A 16362-nucleotide genomic window follows, 5' to 3' on the forward strand; every position below is an offset into this window, starting at 1 on the left:
GCGGCCGGGTCTTCGTCAGAAAGTCTTCAGGAAGGCGATCAGCGCCCGCTTGTCGTCGTCGCTCAGTTCCGGCTCGCGGCCGAAAGCTCTCTCGTCGGCACTCAGCCCGTCCTGGCGATTGAACTGGGCAGTTCCGAAGTAGTGGCCGCGGTTCACCACGAAATCCGGGCACTTGCTCAACTCCAGCATCGGTTCACGAAGGTTCGCGAAGTGCTTGCGCAATTCCTCGTCGCTGGCGCCTGCCGGTGCGCTGGCCAGCGCATGCTTGAGTTTCAGCAGGAGTTCGCCGGCGTCCTTCACGTGCTCGGCCTTGTCGCCAAGGCCGTCGGACTCCGCGCGCAGCTTGAGGTTCGCGAGCAGGTTCACCGGCACGCCTTCCGGGATGGGCCCGAGCACGATGTCGCCGCCCTCCTTCACCAGCCACGGCAGCCAGCGATGCAGCGCACCCTGCATCGGCAGCAGGGCGTCTGGCGCGAAGCCGGTCGGGATGGTCACCACGCTGCGTTCGGTCGTGCGGTCGATCGTGCCCTCGACCTTGTTGCCCAGTACCGCGTCGGCCTTTCGCCTTTCGGGCCACAGCATCTGCTGGATGGCGTCATCGAAGACCTTCATGCGGGCCTCGACCGACGGGTTGCCGTCGGGGTCCGCCTCGCCGACCGTATTGTTCAGCAGGAAAGGCGCCGTCGACCACACGCTGATCAGCGAAGGCACGCGCGTGTAGCCGCGCCCGCCCGCGGGCATCGCATAGGGCTTGGCCTCGCCGGTGAACGGATCACGCAAGGTGACCGTGCCGACCGAAGGCAGGCTCTTGTAGGTCTGCGATGAGAAGTTGTCCCAGATGTTGCCGCGCAAGGCATTGGTAGCGAGCGGGCTGCATGCGTTGGTGCGCAGCAGCGTCACCGGAATGCGCGCCTCGGTCGAAAGGTAGTTGCCCTGCAGGAAGTCCGGCGCCTGGACGATCTTGCGCATCTGCGTCTTGTATTCGGGCGTCTGCGTCCAGTTCCAGTAGCGCTTGAAGCATTCGACATAGCCCGGACCCGCGCAGCGCGCCGGACTGATGTCGAGCGTGGCCGGCAGCGGCGGCGCCTTGCTCGAATGGCAGCGCGCGCAGGTGTCGGCGAAGGCGGCCTTGCCGCGCGCGAGCGTGGCGGCATCGGCGCCGAGGTACTTGTCGCCGCCCGCCGCATCCTTGAGGTGATCGGGCTGGGCAGCTTTCAGGAAGAACAGCGCGGTGTTCACCGTGCCCAGCTCGGTTGCCTGCCAGTAGCTGGAGTTCTTCTGTGCCGATGCGATCTTGATCGGCGAGATGGTCTTGCCGCCGACCACCGGGTTGAAGTGCAGCAACCATTCCTCGCTGAAGAGGCCGATGTTGAGGTACACGCGGTTGAGCGCGCCGAGCAGCCCGACGGAATCCGCGCCGTCCTTGAGCACCCGGGGCGTGCGGACCGTGCCGTCGGCCTTGGTGAAGAATTCCGTCAGCGGGCCGCTGCTCACGAAGTCGTTGAACTGCCGGTTGTCGAGTTCGCCTCCGGCGAGCCTTTCCTGTCCGATGCGCTTGGCCATCTGGAGGCGGCCCACGAAGTCGTAGACCGCGTTCATGGTCCGCGGGTTGTTGATGCCGTCGGTCGACACCAGCGAAGTGTCCATCGTGCCCGGCCGGTACGTGTGGGCGAGCTGGTACATGTAGTTCTTGCGCCCCTCCGGCTTGTTCGCGTTGTGAATGAAGAGACGGTCCACCCACATGTACTGCGCGCCCACCGACGAACTGAGGTTCTCGAACTTCGGATTGTTCGGGTCCGCGGGCGGCTTCACCGGGCTCGGCCCCACATGACAGAAGCCGCACGACATGCCGACGCGGTAGGGCCGCACCAGATCCTTGCGGTTGTAGTAGCTCGGGTCGGTGTAGTACTTCTCGGCGTCCCACTCCTTGGCCGCCTTCTCGTCGAAGGCCGGATTGGGAAACAGGCGGAGGCCGGAAATGCCGGTGTTCCAGCCGTAGAACGAGCCGACGGGCTGCGTCGTGCCGTCGCCGAGCGGCTTGCCGCGCGAGCCGATCGCCACGCCGGGGTACTTGCTTTCGTTCTCGAAGGGATCGGGTGCGCAGTCCTTGCTGCGCACGTCGAGCCAGAGGCCGCGTCGCGCCTTGTCGGGACCGGCGGCATTCTCGAAGCAGGGTTCGTTCACCAGCCCGAAGGTCTTCCAGCGATTGACGCGCGAATAGCCGAGGCTGGGATGCGAGCTGATGATCTTCAGCAGGTCGAACGCGCCGAAGGTGTAGTCGGTCATCTGGTTCCAGAAGCGGTCGTTGCCGCCGCTCCAGACCAGCCACATGTTGCGGCCCTTGATCTCCTCCGGGGACAGCGCGATGCCGCCGTCCATGTCGTGGAAGTAGTCCTCCGATGCGTGGGGAAACGATGCCGCGTCCCGTCCCGCCAATCGGGCCTCGTCGAGCACTTCGCCGGGCTGCGGCCCCTTGGAACAGGCCGCAAGAACCGCGCACGCGAACAGCGGCAGCAGCCTTGCGGCGTGCCTCCAACCTTGGGTCATTGCCATTCCTCCTACGTCGACACCTTGGGTGAACGGGCAATCGAGTGTGCAGTTTGGAGGGGGGTCGATGCCTTGCCTATCGGCCATGCGCGCTAACGCGAAGGGCGTAGGCGCGCGGGCTGGCTGGTCATGAACGACCGGCAGTGACATCATTCGCCGGCCCGAACGGGCACCACCCGAGGAGACATCAATGAACGAACCCATAACGATTCCCCGTCGCGGCTTTCTGAAAACCGCGGCCGGGACCGGCCTGGCCGCGCTGGGCGGACTGGCCGGTGCCCAGTCCTTCGACTTCAAACCGCAGCAGCGCTACCCCGACCCGGCAGTGATGATCCTGGACCCGAGCTTCACCAAGTACCGGATCTACAGCAGCACGGTGGAGCAGCTCGGCACCGGCATGCGCTGGGCCGAAGGGCCGGTCTACTTTCCGGAGGGCGGCTATCTGCTGTGCAGCGACATCCCCAACAACCGGCTGATGAAGTACGACGAGAAGACCGGGAAGTTCGGCGTCTACAAGACCAACGTCAACTATGCCAACGGCAATACCCGCGACCGCCAGGGGCGGCTGGTCTCCTGCGAGCACTCGGTCACCCGCCGCATCGTGAGGACCGAGAACGACGGCCGGATGACCGTGCTGGCCGACAACTACGAAGGCAAGCGGCTCAACGCGCCGAACGACATCGTTGTCAAGTCGGACGACACGGTCTGGTTCACGGACCCGATCTTCGGCATCAACGGCGAGTGGGAAGGTTTCAGGGCCACACCCGAGCAGGCAACGACCAACGTGTATCGCATCGCCAAGGACGGAAAGCTCACCGCGGTGATCACCGACCTGGTGAATCCCAACGGCCTGGCGTTTTCACCCGACGAGAAGAAGCTCTATGTGGTCGAGTGGAAAGGCACGCCTCATCGAAGCATGTGGAGCTATGACGTCGCCGCCGATGGGAGCAGCCTTTCGAACAAGACCAAGCTGATCGATGCCGACGGCCCCGGCGCGTTCGACGGGTTTCGCGTCGACCGGGACGGCAACCTGTGGTGCGGCTGGGGCTACACGGGCGCAGTTGCGAACGAGCCGACGGACATCGGCGGAGGCATGAAGGCCTACCTGCCGACAGGCAAGTCAGAGGAAATGGATGGCGTGAAGGTCTTCAATCCGCAAGGCAAGCCGATCGGGTTCATCCGGCTGCCGGAGCGCTGCGCAAACCTCGAGTTTGGCGGGCCGAAGAGGAATCGGCTGTACATGGCGAGCGGACATTCGCTGTATGCGCTGTTCGTGGAGGCGCATGGGGCGGTCTGATCGCGTCATCCCCCGGCCGAAACAGGCGCGGTCCGTGGCCCGCGCCCGATCAGCACCCAGGCACTGAACGCACTCATCAGGGCCAGCCCGGCGCAAACCAGCATCACCCATCGGAACCCGGAGACGAACGAAGCATTCACCGCCTGCCTGAGCGCTGCAGCGGCCGCGGCATCCACACCTGCCGGAAGCCTCGCGCCCGCAAGCTGGCTGCGTTGCGCTTCCAGGAAGGCGGTGGTCTCGGCGGAAGTACCCATGCCGCGCAAGCTCTCGCCAAGCTGGGCATCGAAAGCCCAGGCCATGATCACCCCGAACACCGCGATCGCCAGCACCGATGCTGCCCGCGAGACCGCGTTGTTCACGCCCGATGCAATGCCGGCCGACTCGGGGCCGACCGCATTCATCACCGTGGTCGTGAGCGGCGCCACAGTGATGGTCATGCCCAGGCCCAGCACGACGACGGCCGGGAAGAATGAGGTCCAGTAGTTGACGCCCACGCCCGGCACCGCAAACAGCGCAAAGCCTGCCGCCGCGATGCTCGGTCCGACCACCAGCGGGAGTCGCGATCCGAAGCGATCGACCAGTTGCCCGGCCCAGCCCGAGAACGCGAACATGATCAGGATGAATGGCAGCAACGCGGCACCCGCGACCGTGGCCGAGTAGCCCTGCACCTGGATCATGTTGAGCGGAAAGAAATACAGGCCGCCGCCGAGCGCCGCATACAGCAGCAGCGTCAGCAGGTTGGCGCCTCCGAAATTGCCGATACGCAACATGGAGAGCGGAAGCATCGGCGACCGCACGCGAAGCTCCACCACGACGAACGCAGCGCTCGCCACGATGCCGGCGAAGAGCGCGCCCCAGACTGCGGGCGATGCCCACCCCTGGGTTGGCGCCTCGATGAACGCATAGACGATGCCGCCCAGCGCGACGGTCGCGAGCGCCGCTCCCCACAGATCGAGGCCGGCCCTCGCGGCCTCGCCTCCCCGGCTTTCAGGCACGTGCCGCCACGCGATCAGCAGCACGATCACGGCCATCGGTACATTGACGAGGAAGGCCCAGATCCACGAGTAGTGATCGACGAGGAACCCGCCGGCCACCGGCCCGATGGCGGCGGTGATGCCGCTCCACCCCGACCATGTGCCGATGGCGCGCCCGCGCTCCTTCTTGGGAAACGAAGCGCTGATGAGAGCCAGGCTGCCTGGCACCAGCAAAGCGCCGCCGATACCCTGCGCGGCCCGCGCCAGGATGAGTTGCCGCACATCGCCGGCCAGCGCGCAGGCCACCGAAGCCAGCGCGAAGAGCGCGACACCGATCGCGAAGATCCTGCGGCGCCCGAAGTGATCGCCGAGCGAGCCGCCGACGAGCAGCAGCGCAGCCAGGAAGAGCGCATACGACTCCACGACCCACTGCGCCTGGAATGCCGTCGCGTGCAGATCAGCCTGGATGGCGGGCAGCGCCACGTTGACCACCGTGCCGTCGATGAAGGCCATGCTCGAACCGATGATCGCCGCGGCGAGCACCCAGGGCTTGGAGGCCGGCGGGCAGTCCACCTGTTCGCAGCCGTGCCGGATCTGGCTTTCGTCCCCGGGTGGCTTGCCAATCTGGGTCATGCGGCCCCCCGCGCTCGGCACTTTGTGTGCTCGCTGCCCCCCGAGGGGACGCGAGCTTGCTTGGGGCGACCCGGCGCTGCGCTCATGCTGCCGAGTATGAAGCCCGTCCCCGTACCGGACAATCCCGCGGCATGACACGCTACGAAGCACTGGCCACCGAGATCGCGGAATCCATCCGGGCGGGTGTGCTCCATCCGGGCGATCGCCTCCCGTCCGTCCGACAGACCCGCGCCAGCCGCGGCGTGAGCCCGTCCACCGTCTTCCAGGCCTACTACCTGCTCGAGGCACAGGGCCTCATCCGTGCACGCGAACGCTCGGGCTACTACGTGGCGGACGGCGCACGACATCTTCCGCCCGAACCCGAAGCGGCCTCGCAGCCGGAGGACGACGCGGTGCCCCTCGACGTCAGCGAACGCGTGTTCGAGATCCTCGAATCATCCATGGTGCGGGACGTGGTGCCGCTGGGTTCGGCCTTTCCGAGCCCTCTTCTGTTTCCGCTGCGAAGACTGGGCCAGATCCTGGCGTCCAGCGTCCAGAACCTCGATCCGTGGAGCACGGTGGATGACCTCACGCCCGGCAACGCGCGCCTACGCCGACAGATTGCGCTGCGCTACCTGGCTGACGGATTGCAGGTCCACACCGACGAGATCGTCGTGACCAACGGCGCGCTCGAAGCCTTGAACCTCTGCCTGTCCGCGGTGACCCGCCCCGGCGATGCGGTGCTGATCGAATCGCCGACCTTCTACGCCGCACTGCAAGCGCTGGAGCGCCTGGGCCTGGAAGCGATCGAAGTGCCGACACATCCGCGCGAAGGCATGGATCTCGACGCCCTCGAACGCGCCATCCAGCGACACCGCCCGAAGGCTTGCTGGCTGATGACGAACTTCCAGAATCCGCTGGGCAGCCTGATGCCCGACGAGAAGAAGAGGACGCTCGTGCAGCTGCTGACACGCCACGACGTCCCGCTCATCGAGGACGACGTCTACGGCGAGCTCTACTTCGGCGACAAGCGCCCATCGCCGGCAAAGGCCTTCGACAGCGAGGGGATCGTCATGCACTGCTCGTCGTTCTCGAAGTGCCTGGCACCCGGCTATCGCATCGGCTGGGCGGCGCCCGGACGCTTCGCACGCGCCGTGGCACGCGGGAAGCTCACGACCACGCTCGGCGCGTCGGCACCTGCGCAGGCCGCCCTGGCGGCCTACCTCGAAAAGGGAGGCTACGACAAGCACCTGCGCAAGCTGCGCCGCACGCTGGCGGAACAGCAGACCTGCCTGGCGCAGGCCATCGGAGAACACTTTCCCGCGGGGACCCGAGCTACGCGTCCGGCTGGCGGCTATTTCCTCTGGGTCGAGATGCCGAAACATGTCGATGCGCTGCATGTTCATCGCCAGGCACTCTCGCAAGGCATCAGCGTCGCGCCGGGGCCGATCTTCTCGGCGCAACGCGGCTTCACGAACTGCCTGCGGCTGAACTATGGCCATGCGTGGGACGCACGCGCCGAAGAGGCGGTGGCAACGCTCGGGCGCATCGCCCGCGACGCCAGCATGCGCGAGCTTGCTCTGCAAACCTCGTGATAGATTGCACGCCGGCGAGCGACGCACGGTCGATTGCCCGATCGAGCCACGAGTGAGAGGACCGAAATGCTACCCCGGCTGGCGAGGATTCTGAAGCGCACGGCGCTGGTGATCGGCGTTGTCTTCGTCACCGCGATTGCGCTGCGCACCTACGACGTCCAGCGCGGCCCTCCCCTCGAACTCTGGCACACGCATGTGCCGCACGAACTGTCCCGCGCCGAACTCGCCAAGACCGACTGGGCCGGCTATCTCGCGGCCGAGGACAAGGCCTTCGCGGAGGTGCGGACCGAGGTCACCGACAAGCTGCCGCCCGAGGTGCGCGTGCCGGGCAATCGCTACTTCGACGGGAGCCTGATCTATCCGGGGCGTTTCGTGCAGGACTGGAACCGGTCGTATGTGCAGGAGCCGCAAGGTGCGCCGCGAGGCGCGGTCGTCCTGCTGCATGGCTTGACCGACTCGCCGTTCAGCTTGCGGCACGTCGCCAATCTCTACCGCGACCGCGGTTTCGTGGTCGTCGCGATCCGCATGCCGGGCCACGGGACCGTGCCGGCCGGCCTCACGAGCGTGCAGTGGGAGGACTGGTCGGAAGCGACTCGTCTCGCGGTGCGGGAAGCGCGACGCCGCGTGGCCGCGCCGTTGCCGCTGCACATCGTCGGCTTCTCCAATGGCGGCGCATTGGCGATGAAGTTCGCGCTCGACGGGCTGGACGATTCGAACCTGGCTCGACCGGACCGGATCATCCTGATCGGGCCGATGATCGGCATCACCGAACTGTCCCGCTTTGCCGGCGTGTTCGGCTGGCCGGCGATATTCCCCGCGTTTGCCAAGGCGGCGTGGCTGGGCGTCGTGCCGGAATTCAACCCGTTCAAGTACAACTCGTTCCCGGTCAACGGGGCGCGGCAATCCTCGCTCCTCACACGCGACCTCCGCTCGCACATCGCGCGCGAAGAGAGCGCGGGCCGCCTGGCGAAGCTGCCGCCCATCCTCACCTTCCAGTCGCTGATCGATTTCACGGTCAGCACGCGCGCGATCGTCACGGGCTTGTATGCGCGGCTGCCCAGCAATGGCAGCGAATTGGTGCTGTTCGATCTGAATCGCAGCGTCAAATTCGGGCCCTTGCTGCGCTCGGGCAGCGACCTGCAGCCGGACCGCGTGCTGCCTCCGGCGCCGCGGCAGTTCCGGTCCACGCTGATCACCAACACGGGACCGACCAGCCGCCAGGTCGTGGAGCGCGTCACCGAAGCCGGCGCCGTGACGGTCAAGAGCCGCGTCTTGGACCTGGAGTTTCCGGCGGAAGTGTTCTCGCTGTCTCATCTGGCGCTGCCCTTTCCCGTCACCGATTCGCTCTACGGCATACAGCCCGACATGACCGAAGACTTCGGCGTGAACCTCGGTTCCCTTGCCGTTCGCGGCGAGCGCGGCGCCCTCATCGTCAGCCTGGATTCATTGACGCGCCTGTCGTCGAATCCATTCTTTCCGTACATGGCTGACCGGATCGTCGAAGTGATCCCGGCCAAGTAGCCAGATCAGGCAGGCTCGGACGTTTCAGGCGTGACCGGTCAGCGGTTGCCGGGTCCGCAGCGAGCTGAACACGGCCGCCACGGCGGCGCAGCATGCGGCCAGCCCCAGCGCGATGACCTGCCCCTTGCCATCGTGCGGGCTCCAGATACTGAAGATTGCGGCCAACAGCACCGCGCCCAGTGTCTGGCCCGTCAGACGCGCCGTACCCAGCATGCCGCTCGCCGCACCGCTTCGGTGCGGTGGTGGCGACGTCACGATGGTGTGGTTGTTGGGCGACTGGAACAGTCCGAAGCCCATGCCGCACAAGGCCATGCGCCACACGATGTCGGCATTGGTCGGATGCGCCGGCAATGCCGCGAGCAGCACCAGGCCGGTGGCCAGCAGGGCCAGGCCGATGCCACCCAGCAAGCCGTCCGGATACCGGCCGATGAGCCGGCCGGCAATCGGCGCCATGACGACGATCGCCAGCGGCCACGCCGTGATCAGCAGACCCGCCTCGAAGTGCGAGCGGCCGTAGGTGTCGAGCAGCAGGAACGGCAGCGCGATGAACGACAGCATCTGCGCACAGAATGCGCCGATGGACGTTCCCATCGAGAGCGCGAACACCGGGATTCGCAGCAGGTCGACCGGAAACAGCGGCAGTGCCAGCACGCGTTGCCGCCGCAAATAGACGAAGCCCACCGCGACACCGGCCAGCAGCAACGCCCAAGCCCAAGGGCTGGCGCCCTGCCCCGCATCGCCTCGCACCCCCAGCCGGTCGGCGCCGATGAAGATCAGCGCAAACATCAGCACGTTGAGCAGCACGTCGAATGCCGAGAAACGCGAGGCCGCGGAAGCCTTGACCCGATTGGCCGGCAATGCGCGCAAGCCCAGCGCCAGCACCAGCGCGCCCAGCGGCACGTTGAGCGCGAACAGCCATGGCCACGATGCCACCGACAGGATCGCCGCCGCCACGGTAGGGCCGGCGACCGATGCGGTCGCCACCACCATCGAGTTGATGGCCATGCCGCGGCCCAGTTGGTCCTGCGGGTAGATCATCCGCACCAGTGCGGCGTTGACGCTCATGATCCCGGCGGCGCCCAGCCCCTGCAGCGCCCGCGCGGCAATCAGCATGCCGAGAGAACCGGCAAAGGTCGCGAAGACCGACGCCACCGCGAACAGCGCCATGCCCACCAGATACACGCGCCGATAGCCGATGAGATCCCCCAGCGATGCCAGCGGCAGCAGCATGACCAGCGTGGCGATCTGGTACGCGTTGACCACCCAGATCGCATGCGCAGCATCTGCATGAAGCTCGCGTGCAATTCCCGGCAGCGCGAGGTTGACGATGGTGCCGTCGAGCACCGCCACGGCAATGCCGAGGATGATCACCAGCATCGCGTGCCAGCGTTGCGGCTGGGGCAGCCCATCGGAAATGACGGGCGCGGGCGTCGCGGCGCTCAGCGCTTCAACCCGCTGCATAGACTTCTCTCTGACCCCTGCCCAGCGTGAACCATGTGAGCACCACGGCGATCAGCGCGCCCGCCGCCATGCCGGCGACCATCGGCAGCGGCTTGCCGTTCGTGAATGCGCCGACGACGGCCATCACCACCGAGCCCGTGAGCATCTGCAAGGTGCCGAGCAAGGCCGAGGCCGTGCCTGCGATGGCACCGTGCTTTTCGAGCGCGAGCACCGAAGTGGTGGGAATCACGAAGCCCATCAAGGCGCTGGCGATGAAATACAGCACGATGAGAACGGCCAACCGGTCACCGCCGCTCAGGTAGTACGCGAACATGAGAGTCATGACGACGCCGCAGGCACTCACGCTGGACTTGACCACGCGCACGATGCCGAAGCGCTCGCACAACGGACCGTTGAGTTGCGCGGCGCCGAAGAAGGCCGCGGCATTGACGCCGAAGGCCACGCTGTAAAGGGTGGGCGACAGGCCGTAGTGGTCGATCATCACGAACGATGAGTTCGCCAGATAGGTGAAGAAGCCGGCCATCGCGAAGGCGCCAATGAAGACCAGCCCGAGGTAGTGCGTATCGCGCAGCAGCACGCCGTAAGCCTTGAGTGCGCTGCCCAGGCTGCTTTCCACGCGCTGTTCCGCGGGCCGCGTTTCCTTCAGCACGGATGCCACCGTCGCCAGGCCGACCACAGCGGCGATCGTTACCGCCCAGAACACGCCACGCCAGCCGGTGAAGGCGATCACCGCGCTGCCGACCAGCGGCGCCAGGATCGGCGACACGCTGAACACCAGCATCAGCAAGGACATCAAGCGCGCCGCATCGTTGCCGGTGTGGAGGTCGCGCACCACCGCGCGCGGGATCGCCATGCCCGCGGCCGCACCGAGACCCTGCACGAAGCGCAGCGCGATCAGCATCTGGATGTCGGTCGCGAGTGCGCAACCGATGCTCGCCAATGCGAAGAGGCCGAGGCCGAAGTACAGCGGCGGCTTGCGTCCCACCATGTCCGACACGGGGCCATAGAGCAACTGGCCGACGCCCAGCGAGATGAAGAAGGCTGTGAGGCTCATCTGCACGGGGCCGATGCCGGCGCCCAGGCTGCTGCCGATCTCCGGCAACGCGGGAAGGTACATGTCGATCGCGAACGGGCCGATGGCCGACAAAAGGCCCAGCACGAGCGCGATCCTGAAGAAGCGCGATGAAGTCATTCACCGATTGTCGCCAAGGCTGCAATGGGCCGCAGTCAGCGCAACGTGACGCGCTGTGCTAGGTCCTGCGTCTTGAGGTCGTTGCTAGAACAGCGATGCGGTGTCGCTGTCAGGCCTGGCGCCTTCGATCGCGAGCATCCGGAGTTTGGAGGCCGCGCCGCCGTGCGCGGAAAAGCCGCCCCACTTGCCACCGGCCGCCAGAACGCGGTGGCAAGGCACGACCGGTGCGAACGGGTTGAGGCCCAGCGCTTGCCCGACGGCACGTGCCAGCCCCTTGTCGCCGAGTTCGGCCGCGATATCGCCGTAGGTGCGGGTGCGTCCAGGCGGGATTCGGCGTGCGATGGCGTAGACGCGGCGATGGAAGTCGCTGACACCTTCCAGGTCGAGTTCGATCTCCGCCAGGTCGAGCGGCGCCCCATCCAGCAATGCGCGGATGGCCGACGCGGCCTGCTGCACTTTGGGCGGCGGTTCGCACTCCTGCAACTGCGGGAAGCGCCGCGCCATCCGATCGCGCGTGGCACCCTCTTCCGCTTCGGGCAACTGGACGCCGACGATGCCTCGCGGGCCCCATGCGATGCCGCACGCGCCGATGGCGGTGGCAAACAACGCGAAACCGGTCGTATCCATGGCTGCCGCCGATGTGCAATCAGGCCGCGCAGCGCGGCGCCTGGTTGGCCTTGAGCGCTGCGACACTCCCGGCAATGGCATCGGCCAGCTTCGCGGTCACGCGCTGCGCGCCCTGCGCCAAGGCGTCGAACCCGCTTCCAACAGGTTCGGAAAGCGACAGCTGGCACCCGGTCACGGGTCCTTCGTCGGTGCGGCGAACGGTCCAGGTAAAGCTGGCGTCGACTCGGCTGCCTTCCACCGCGTCGAACTGCCCCAGCTGCACGGCGATACGGGTCGCCGGCTGCCCGCGCTGGCGGCCGGTCTTGGTCACGTCGACCGCGCCGAGGCGGCTTGCGATGCCGCTGCCCAGTGCGTCACGCAGCTCACTCTCGAACGAGGAAGACCAGCGGTGGTCTTCAAGGATGTCGACCGCCGGGCTTTCCGGGGTGCCCTTCTTGCGGACCACCATTTGCGGCCGTGCGAAACGCTCGGGCATCGCGATTGGCGCGAGTTCGATATAGCCGGGCGAACCGATCGCAGCGACCTGCGTCCGCGCGGGCACCGCCGTGTCAGCCAGGCTGTAGTACTGCGGCCCGGTGCTGGAGGCGCAGCCCGCCATCAGCAACGCAGCGCCAAGCGCGGCAGCCACGCCTCGGAAATTCGTCGATCTCATTTCTGCTTGTCCTCCGGCTTGCCGCGGATCAGTGATTCGGGGTGGCGCTCCAGGTAGTCGGTCAGGATGCGCAGCGACGCCGCGGCGCGCGTGACCTCCTGAAGGGTCTGGCGCATGTCCTGCTGCAGCGGCGAATCGTCGGCGATCGTCTTCTCGGCGGAACTGAGCGTCCTGCGCACGTCCTTCATGGCCGCGGCCATCTCGGGCGTCACGTCGTTGTTCAGGCTCTTCGCGAGTTGCTCGGTTGTGACGAGCGTCTTGTTGAGCGTGCCCAGCGCCTTCCGGAGGTCGGCACTGATCTCTTCGAAAGGCACCTTGTTGAGCTTGCGCGCAATGTCGGACACCTGCGACTGGAGTTCGTCCAGGCTGTTGGGCGCGGTCGGCAGTTCGAGCGGTGTCCGGCTGGGGTCGATCCTGGCCGGCTTCGCGTCCGGGAAGAAGTCGATGGCGACGTACACCTGCCCCGTCAGCAGGTTTCCCGTGCGCAACTGGGCGCGCAGGCCCTTGCTGACGAGGAACTGCCAGCGCTCCAGCGGGGAGTATCGCGACTCGCTCGTTGCACCGATCGCCTTGCGCCGCATGCGTTCGGGATAGATCTGCACCACCACGGGCATCTTGAATTCGCGCTCGTCGCGGTCGAATTCGACGCCGATCGACTTGACCTCGCCGATCACGACGCCTCGGAAGTCGACGGCGGCCCCAGGGGACAGGCCGCGCAGCGACTGGTTGAAATACAGCAGCATCGTCTGGGAAGGTCCGTCCGGCTCCTTCATGGCGGTGGCTTCGTCGGCCGCGAGTGCGAAGGCGGTGTTCTCCTGCGCGACCGGACCCGCCGCGTCGTCGGGCGCCTGGAAGGCGATGCCCCCGAGCAGCACGGTCGCCAGCGACTGCGTGCGCACCTTCAAGCCGCTGGCATTCAGTTCCACATCGAAGCCGCTGGCATGCCAGAAGCGCGTATTGACGCCGACGAACTTGTCGTACGGCGCATTGACGAAGACACGCAGCGTGACGCCACGGCCATCGCCGTCGAGTTCGTACGCCGCGAGCTGGCCGACCTTGATGCGGCGGAAGTACACCGGCGAGCCGATGTCCAGCGATCCGACATCGCGCGCACGCAACAGGAACTGCCGCCCCGAAGCATCGCGCGTGACGATGGGCGGTACCTCCAGGCCGGTGAATTCGCCAGAGGTTTCTTCAGAGGTGCCGGCGTCGGCGCCGATGTATGCGCCCGACAGCAAAGTGCCCAGGCCCGAAATGCCGGTGGTGTCGAGACGCGGGCGCACCACCCAGAAGCGCGTGTCCTGCGCGGTGAAGCCGCTGGCTTCCTTCTTGAGCTGCACCAGCACGCGCACATGGGAGCGATCATTGGCGAGCCGGATTCTCTGCACCGTGCCGATCTGCACGTCCTTGTACCGGACCGCCGTCTTGCCGGCCTCGAGGCCTTCCGCGGTCTTGAAAGTCAGCACCACTTCGGGACCACGCTCCATCAGGATGCGCGCGACCAGCGTCACGCCGACCAGCGCCGCCACGATGGGGATCAGCCAGATCAGCGACGGCAGCCAGTTGCGCCGCTTCACGACCACGGGCGGAGCCAATGGGGGGTTCTCGGACCCGTTGTCTTCTTCGCTCATACGACTGTTTCACCTCTTTTCATACCGTCTTGCTGCTTTCTCTTTCTGCGCTTCGCAGCGGCCCGCGTGTCCCAGGTCAGCCGTGGGTCGAAGCTGAGCGACGCCAGCATGGTCAGCACCACCACCGCGCCGAAGGCTGCGATGCCGACCCCGGCAGTGATCTCGGCAAAGCCATGGATGCGAACGAGGCCGGCCAGGAGCGCCACCACGAAAACGTCGAGCATCGACCAGCGTCCGATCACTTCGAGGATGCGGTAGAGCTTGGCACGCTCCAGCTGGCGCCAATCGCTGCCGCGCTGGGCCATGAAGTTCAGCAGGGTGAGCGCGGTGAGCTTGAACAGAGGCACCAGGAAACTCGCGATGAAGATGAGCGCCGCCAGCCCGTAGGCGCCCGACACCCAGAAATAGATGACGCCGCTCAGGATGGTGTCCTGCTGCGTGCCGAACAAACTCTTGGTGATCATCACCGGCAGCAAGTTGGCCGGCAGATAGAGGATGGCGGCCGCGATCAGGTAGGCCCAGGTGCGGTTGAAGCTGTCGGGCTTGCGGGCATGCAGGCGGGTCGAGCACCGCGCGCAGCATTCGCCGTCCCCTGCCCCTTCCCACACGGTGCCGCAATGGTGGCAGCTCATCAGCCCGAGTTGAGCGCCCGTCCGGACGGGCGGTGTCGGCTCTGTCATGCGTCCTGCCCGGCTCGCGGCTCGAAAGCCATTTCCCAGAAGGTCCGGGGATTGAAGGACAGCACTGCCGTCAGCAGCACCGTCAGCCCGGCAAAGGCCCAGAGGGCCGGGCCCGGTATGACCTGCGCCATGCTGCTCAGCTTGATGATCGCCACCAGCACACCCAGCAGGAACACTTCGACCATGCCCCAGGGCCGCAGCGCCTGCAGCGCGTTCACGAGGATGGTGAAGCCGACTGGACGGCGTTCATAGGCCATCGGCACGAGCAGGTAGAACAGGATGCACAGTTGTATCAGCGGAAAGAGGATGGTGGTCGCCAGCACCAGCAGCGCGACCGGCGACATGCCTTCGGAGCTGAGCGCCACCACGGCGCCCGCGAGCGTGGTCTGGCTGCTCAGGCCCTGCACCTCGATCTCGACGATCGGAAACAGGTTGGCGATGGCGAACAGGATCAGGCAGGCGACCGTCAGCGGCAGCACGCGCGCGCTCTGGTCGCCCGCGTGCCGGTCGAGCTCGGTCCCGCAGCGCGGGCAATGCGAGACTTCTCGATGGCGCAGCGGCACGCGGCGGTAGACCGCGTCGCAGCCTTCGCAAACGATGGCGTCGGGTACTTCTGTCATGGTCTGGGCCGCCCATTGTCGGCGACATGGGCGACGAGGAAGTCAAGCAAGGCGCGCACCCGCGCTGGCAGCCGGCCCGCCTTGCCCAGATAGACAGCATGGATCGGCGCCTCGTCGCCCGGATTGAACTCCTCCATCACCCGCACCAGCCGGCCCGCATCGATGTCGGACTGAATGTGATACAGCGACATCCTGGCCAGGCCGATGCCGGACGTGATGAGCGCACGCAGCGTCTCGCCGTCGCCGCAACGGACGTTGCCCGCGATGGGCATGTCGATCACGCGGCCGTCGACGCGCAGCGGCCAGTCGGGCACGCTGCGCCGGTAGTTGAAGCCGAGCCGGTTGTGCGCCTCCAGCTCCTGCGGCGTGCGCGGCGTGCCGTGGCGCTTCAGGTAGTCGGGCGAGCCGACGATGGCCTGCCCGGTCGCGCCGAGCCGGCGCGCGACGAGGTCGGAAGGCGGCAACTCGCCCCAGCGGATCGCGACGTCGGTACGCTCTTCCATCAGGTCGACCACGCGGTCGGTCAGCACGATGTCCAGCGTCACCTGCGGATGCAGTTCGAGAAAGCGAGGCACGAGGGGAATCAGCACATGCTGGCCAAAAGGAACGCTGGCATTGATGCTCACGCGCCCGCGGGGCATGGCCCCGGCCGCGGCGCAACGCTCGGCCTCGTCCATGTCGGCCAGCACACGCACGCTGCGCTCGTAGAACTGCCCGCCTTCGGGCGTGAGTTGCAGCTTGCGGGTCGAGCGGTGCACCAACTGGGTCGCCAGCCGCGTCTCCAGCCTCCCGATGAGCTTGCTGATGGCCGACGGTGTCATGCCCAGCACGCGTGCCCCGGCCGAGAAGCTGCCCCGGTCCACGACCTGGACGAAGGCTTCCATCTCGCCGGACCGATTCACCTCGATGCGGGGCATATGTGAATTCAACTCACAGTAGTGTGTCCAAACGCG

The 16362-nt window shown here is 66.6% G+C and carries 13 protein-coding genes; 3 read left to right on the plus strand and 10 right to left on the minus strand.

Annotated elements, in window-relative coordinates; all coding sequences use genetic code 11:
• Nucleotides 1-15: 15 nt before the first annotated feature.
• The gene (locus QTH90_RS03920; protein ID WP_286663207.1) at nt 16-2547 is read right to left on the minus strand and encodes a hypothetical protein; all 2532 of its coding nucleotides are present in this window, start codon (nt 2545-2547) and stop codon (nt 16-18) included.
• A gap of 190 nt (nt 2548-2737) precedes the next feature.
• On the opposite strand from QTH90_RS03920, the gene QTH90_RS03925 reads away from it, so the two are divergent.
• Nucleotides 2738-3844 (plus strand): SMP-30/gluconolactonase/LRE family protein, encoded by a 1107-nt coding sequence (locus QTH90_RS03925; RefSeq protein ID WP_286663208.1) that lies wholly within the window; start codon nt 2738-2740, stop codon nt 3842-3844.
• A 5-nt stretch (nt 3845-3849) separates the two neighbouring features.
• Here QTH90_RS03925 and QTH90_RS03930 read toward each other — a convergent pair whose 3' ends face one another.
• Nucleotides 3850-5451, minus strand: a complete 1602-nt coding sequence (locus QTH90_RS03930) for an MFS transporter (protein WP_286663209.1) — start codon at nt 5449-5451, stop codon at nt 3850-3852.
• Nucleotides 5452-5582: 131 nt separating this feature from the next.
• Here QTH90_RS03930 and QTH90_RS03935 point away from each other — a divergent pair, with 131 nt between their 5' ends.
• Both QTH90_RS03935 and QTH90_RS03940 read left to right on the plus strand, forming a co-directional pair.
• Entirely contained in the window at nt 5583-7025 is a 1443-nt protein-coding gene (locus QTH90_RS03935; RefSeq protein ID WP_286663210.1) for an aminotransferase-like domain-containing protein, read from the plus strand.
• Nucleotides 7026-7091: 66 nt separating this feature from the next.
• Complete coding sequence (locus QTH90_RS03940; RefSeq protein ID WP_286663211.1) at nt 7092-8546, plus strand: alpha/beta hydrolase; 1455 nt, start codon at nt 7092-7094, stop codon at nt 8544-8546.
• 24 nt (nt 8547-8570) lie between these two features.
• On the opposite strand, the gene QTH90_RS03945 is transcribed toward QTH90_RS03940, so the two are convergent.
• The 8 genes from QTH90_RS03945 to QTH90_RS03980 all read right to left on the minus strand — a co-directional run bounded on the left by QTH90_RS03945 (nt 8571) and on the right by QTH90_RS03980 (nt 16326).
• On the minus strand, nt 8571-10007 hold the full coding sequence (locus QTH90_RS03945; RefSeq protein WP_286663212.1) for an MFS transporter: 1437 nt from the start codon (nt 10005-10007) through the stop codon (nt 8571-8573).
• A complete protein-coding gene (locus QTH90_RS03950) occupies nt 9994-11199 on the minus strand; it encodes a multidrug effflux MFS transporter (RefSeq protein ID WP_286663213.1) in 1206 nt (401 codons plus the stop codon). Before QTH90_RS03950 ends, QTH90_RS03945 begins: the two co-directional genes overlap by 14 nt.
• A gap of 84 nt (nt 11200-11283) precedes the next feature.
• The gene (locus QTH90_RS03955; protein WP_286663214.1) at nt 11284-11826 is read right to left on the minus strand and encodes a methylated-DNA--[protein]-cysteine S-methyltransferase; all 543 of its coding nucleotides are present in this window, start codon (nt 11824-11826) and stop codon (nt 11284-11286) included.
• 19 nt (nt 11827-11845) lie between these two features.
• Nucleotides 11846-12478, minus strand: a complete 633-nt coding sequence (locus QTH90_RS03960) for a PqiC family protein (protein ID WP_286663215.1) — start codon at nt 12476-12478, stop codon at nt 11846-11848.
• Complete coding sequence (locus QTH90_RS03965; protein ID WP_286663216.1) at nt 12475-14109, minus strand: PqiB family protein; 1635 nt, start codon at nt 14107-14109, stop codon at nt 12475-12477. The genes QTH90_RS03960 and QTH90_RS03965 overlap by 4 nt, the downstream gene beginning before the upstream one ends.
• The gene (locus QTH90_RS03970; protein WP_286663217.1) at nt 14106-14789 is read right to left on the minus strand and encodes a paraquat-inducible protein A; all 684 of its coding nucleotides are present in this window, start codon (nt 14787-14789) and stop codon (nt 14106-14108) included. The genes QTH90_RS03965 and QTH90_RS03970 overlap by 4 nt, the downstream gene beginning before the upstream one ends.
• A complete protein-coding gene (locus QTH90_RS03975) occupies nt 14786-15409 on the minus strand; it encodes a paraquat-inducible protein A (protein ID WP_286663218.1) in 624 nt (207 codons plus the stop codon). The genes QTH90_RS03970 and QTH90_RS03975 overlap by 4 nt, the downstream gene beginning before the upstream one ends.
• On the minus strand, nt 15406-16326 hold the full coding sequence (locus QTH90_RS03980) for a LysR substrate-binding domain-containing protein (RefSeq protein WP_286663219.1): 921 nt from the start codon (nt 16324-16326) through the stop codon (nt 15406-15408). The genes QTH90_RS03975 and QTH90_RS03980 overlap by 4 nt, the downstream gene beginning before the upstream one ends.
• Nucleotides 16327-16362: the final 36 nt, after the last annotated feature.

It is taken from the genome of Variovorax flavidus, from assembly GCF_030317145.1.
Lineage (GTDB): Bacteria > Pseudomonadota > Gammaproteobacteria > Burkholderiales > Burkholderiaceae_C > Variovorax > Variovorax flavidus.

Coding starts and splice junctions, on each gene's coding strand:
- QTH90_RS03920 (WP_286663207.1), bottom strand. CDS start 2,547: ATGACCCAAGGTTGGAGGCACGCCGCAAGGCTGCTGCCGCTGTTCGCG.
- QTH90_RS03925 (WP_286663208.1), top strand. CDS start 2,738: ATGAACGAACCCATAACGATTCCCCGTCGCGGCTTTCTGAAAACCGCG.
- QTH90_RS03930 (WP_286663209.1), bottom strand. CDS start 5,451: ATGACCCAGATTGGCAAGCCACCCGGGGACGAAAGCCAGATCCGGCAC.
- QTH90_RS03935 (WP_286663210.1), top strand. CDS start 5,583: ATGACACGCTACGAAGCACTGGCCACCGAGATCGCGGAATCCATCCGG.
- QTH90_RS03940 (WP_286663211.1), top strand. CDS start 7,092: ATGCTACCCCGGCTGGCGAGGATTCTGAAGCGCACGGCGCTGGTGATC.
- QTH90_RS03945 (WP_286663212.1), bottom strand. CDS start 10,007: ATGCAGCGGGTTGAAGCGCTGAGCGCCGCGACGCCCGCGCCCGTCATT.
- QTH90_RS03950 (WP_286663213.1), bottom strand. CDS start 11,199: ATGACTTCATCGCGCTTCTTCAGGATCGCGCTCGTGCTGGGCCTTTTG.
- QTH90_RS03955 (WP_286663214.1), bottom strand. CDS start 11,826: ATGGATACGACCGGTTTCGCGTTGTTTGCCACCGCCATCGGCGCGTGC.
- QTH90_RS03960 (WP_286663215.1), bottom strand. CDS start 12,478: ATGAGATCGACGAATTTCCGAGGCGTGGCTGCCGCGCTTGGCGCTGCG.
- QTH90_RS03965 (WP_286663216.1), bottom strand. CDS start 14,109: ATGAGCGAAGAAGACAACGGGTCCGAGAACCCCCCATTGGCTCCGCCC.
- QTH90_RS03970 (WP_286663217.1), bottom strand. CDS start 14,789: ATGACAGAGCCGACACCGCCCGTCCGGACGGGCGCTCAACTCGGGCTG.
- QTH90_RS03975 (WP_286663218.1), bottom strand. CDS start 15,409: ATGACAGAAGTACCCGACGCCATCGTTTGCGAAGGCTGCGACGCGGTC.
- QTH90_RS03980 (WP_286663219.1), bottom strand. CDS start 16,326: ATGCCCCGCATCGAGGTGAATCGGTCCGGCGAGATGGAAGCCTTCGTC.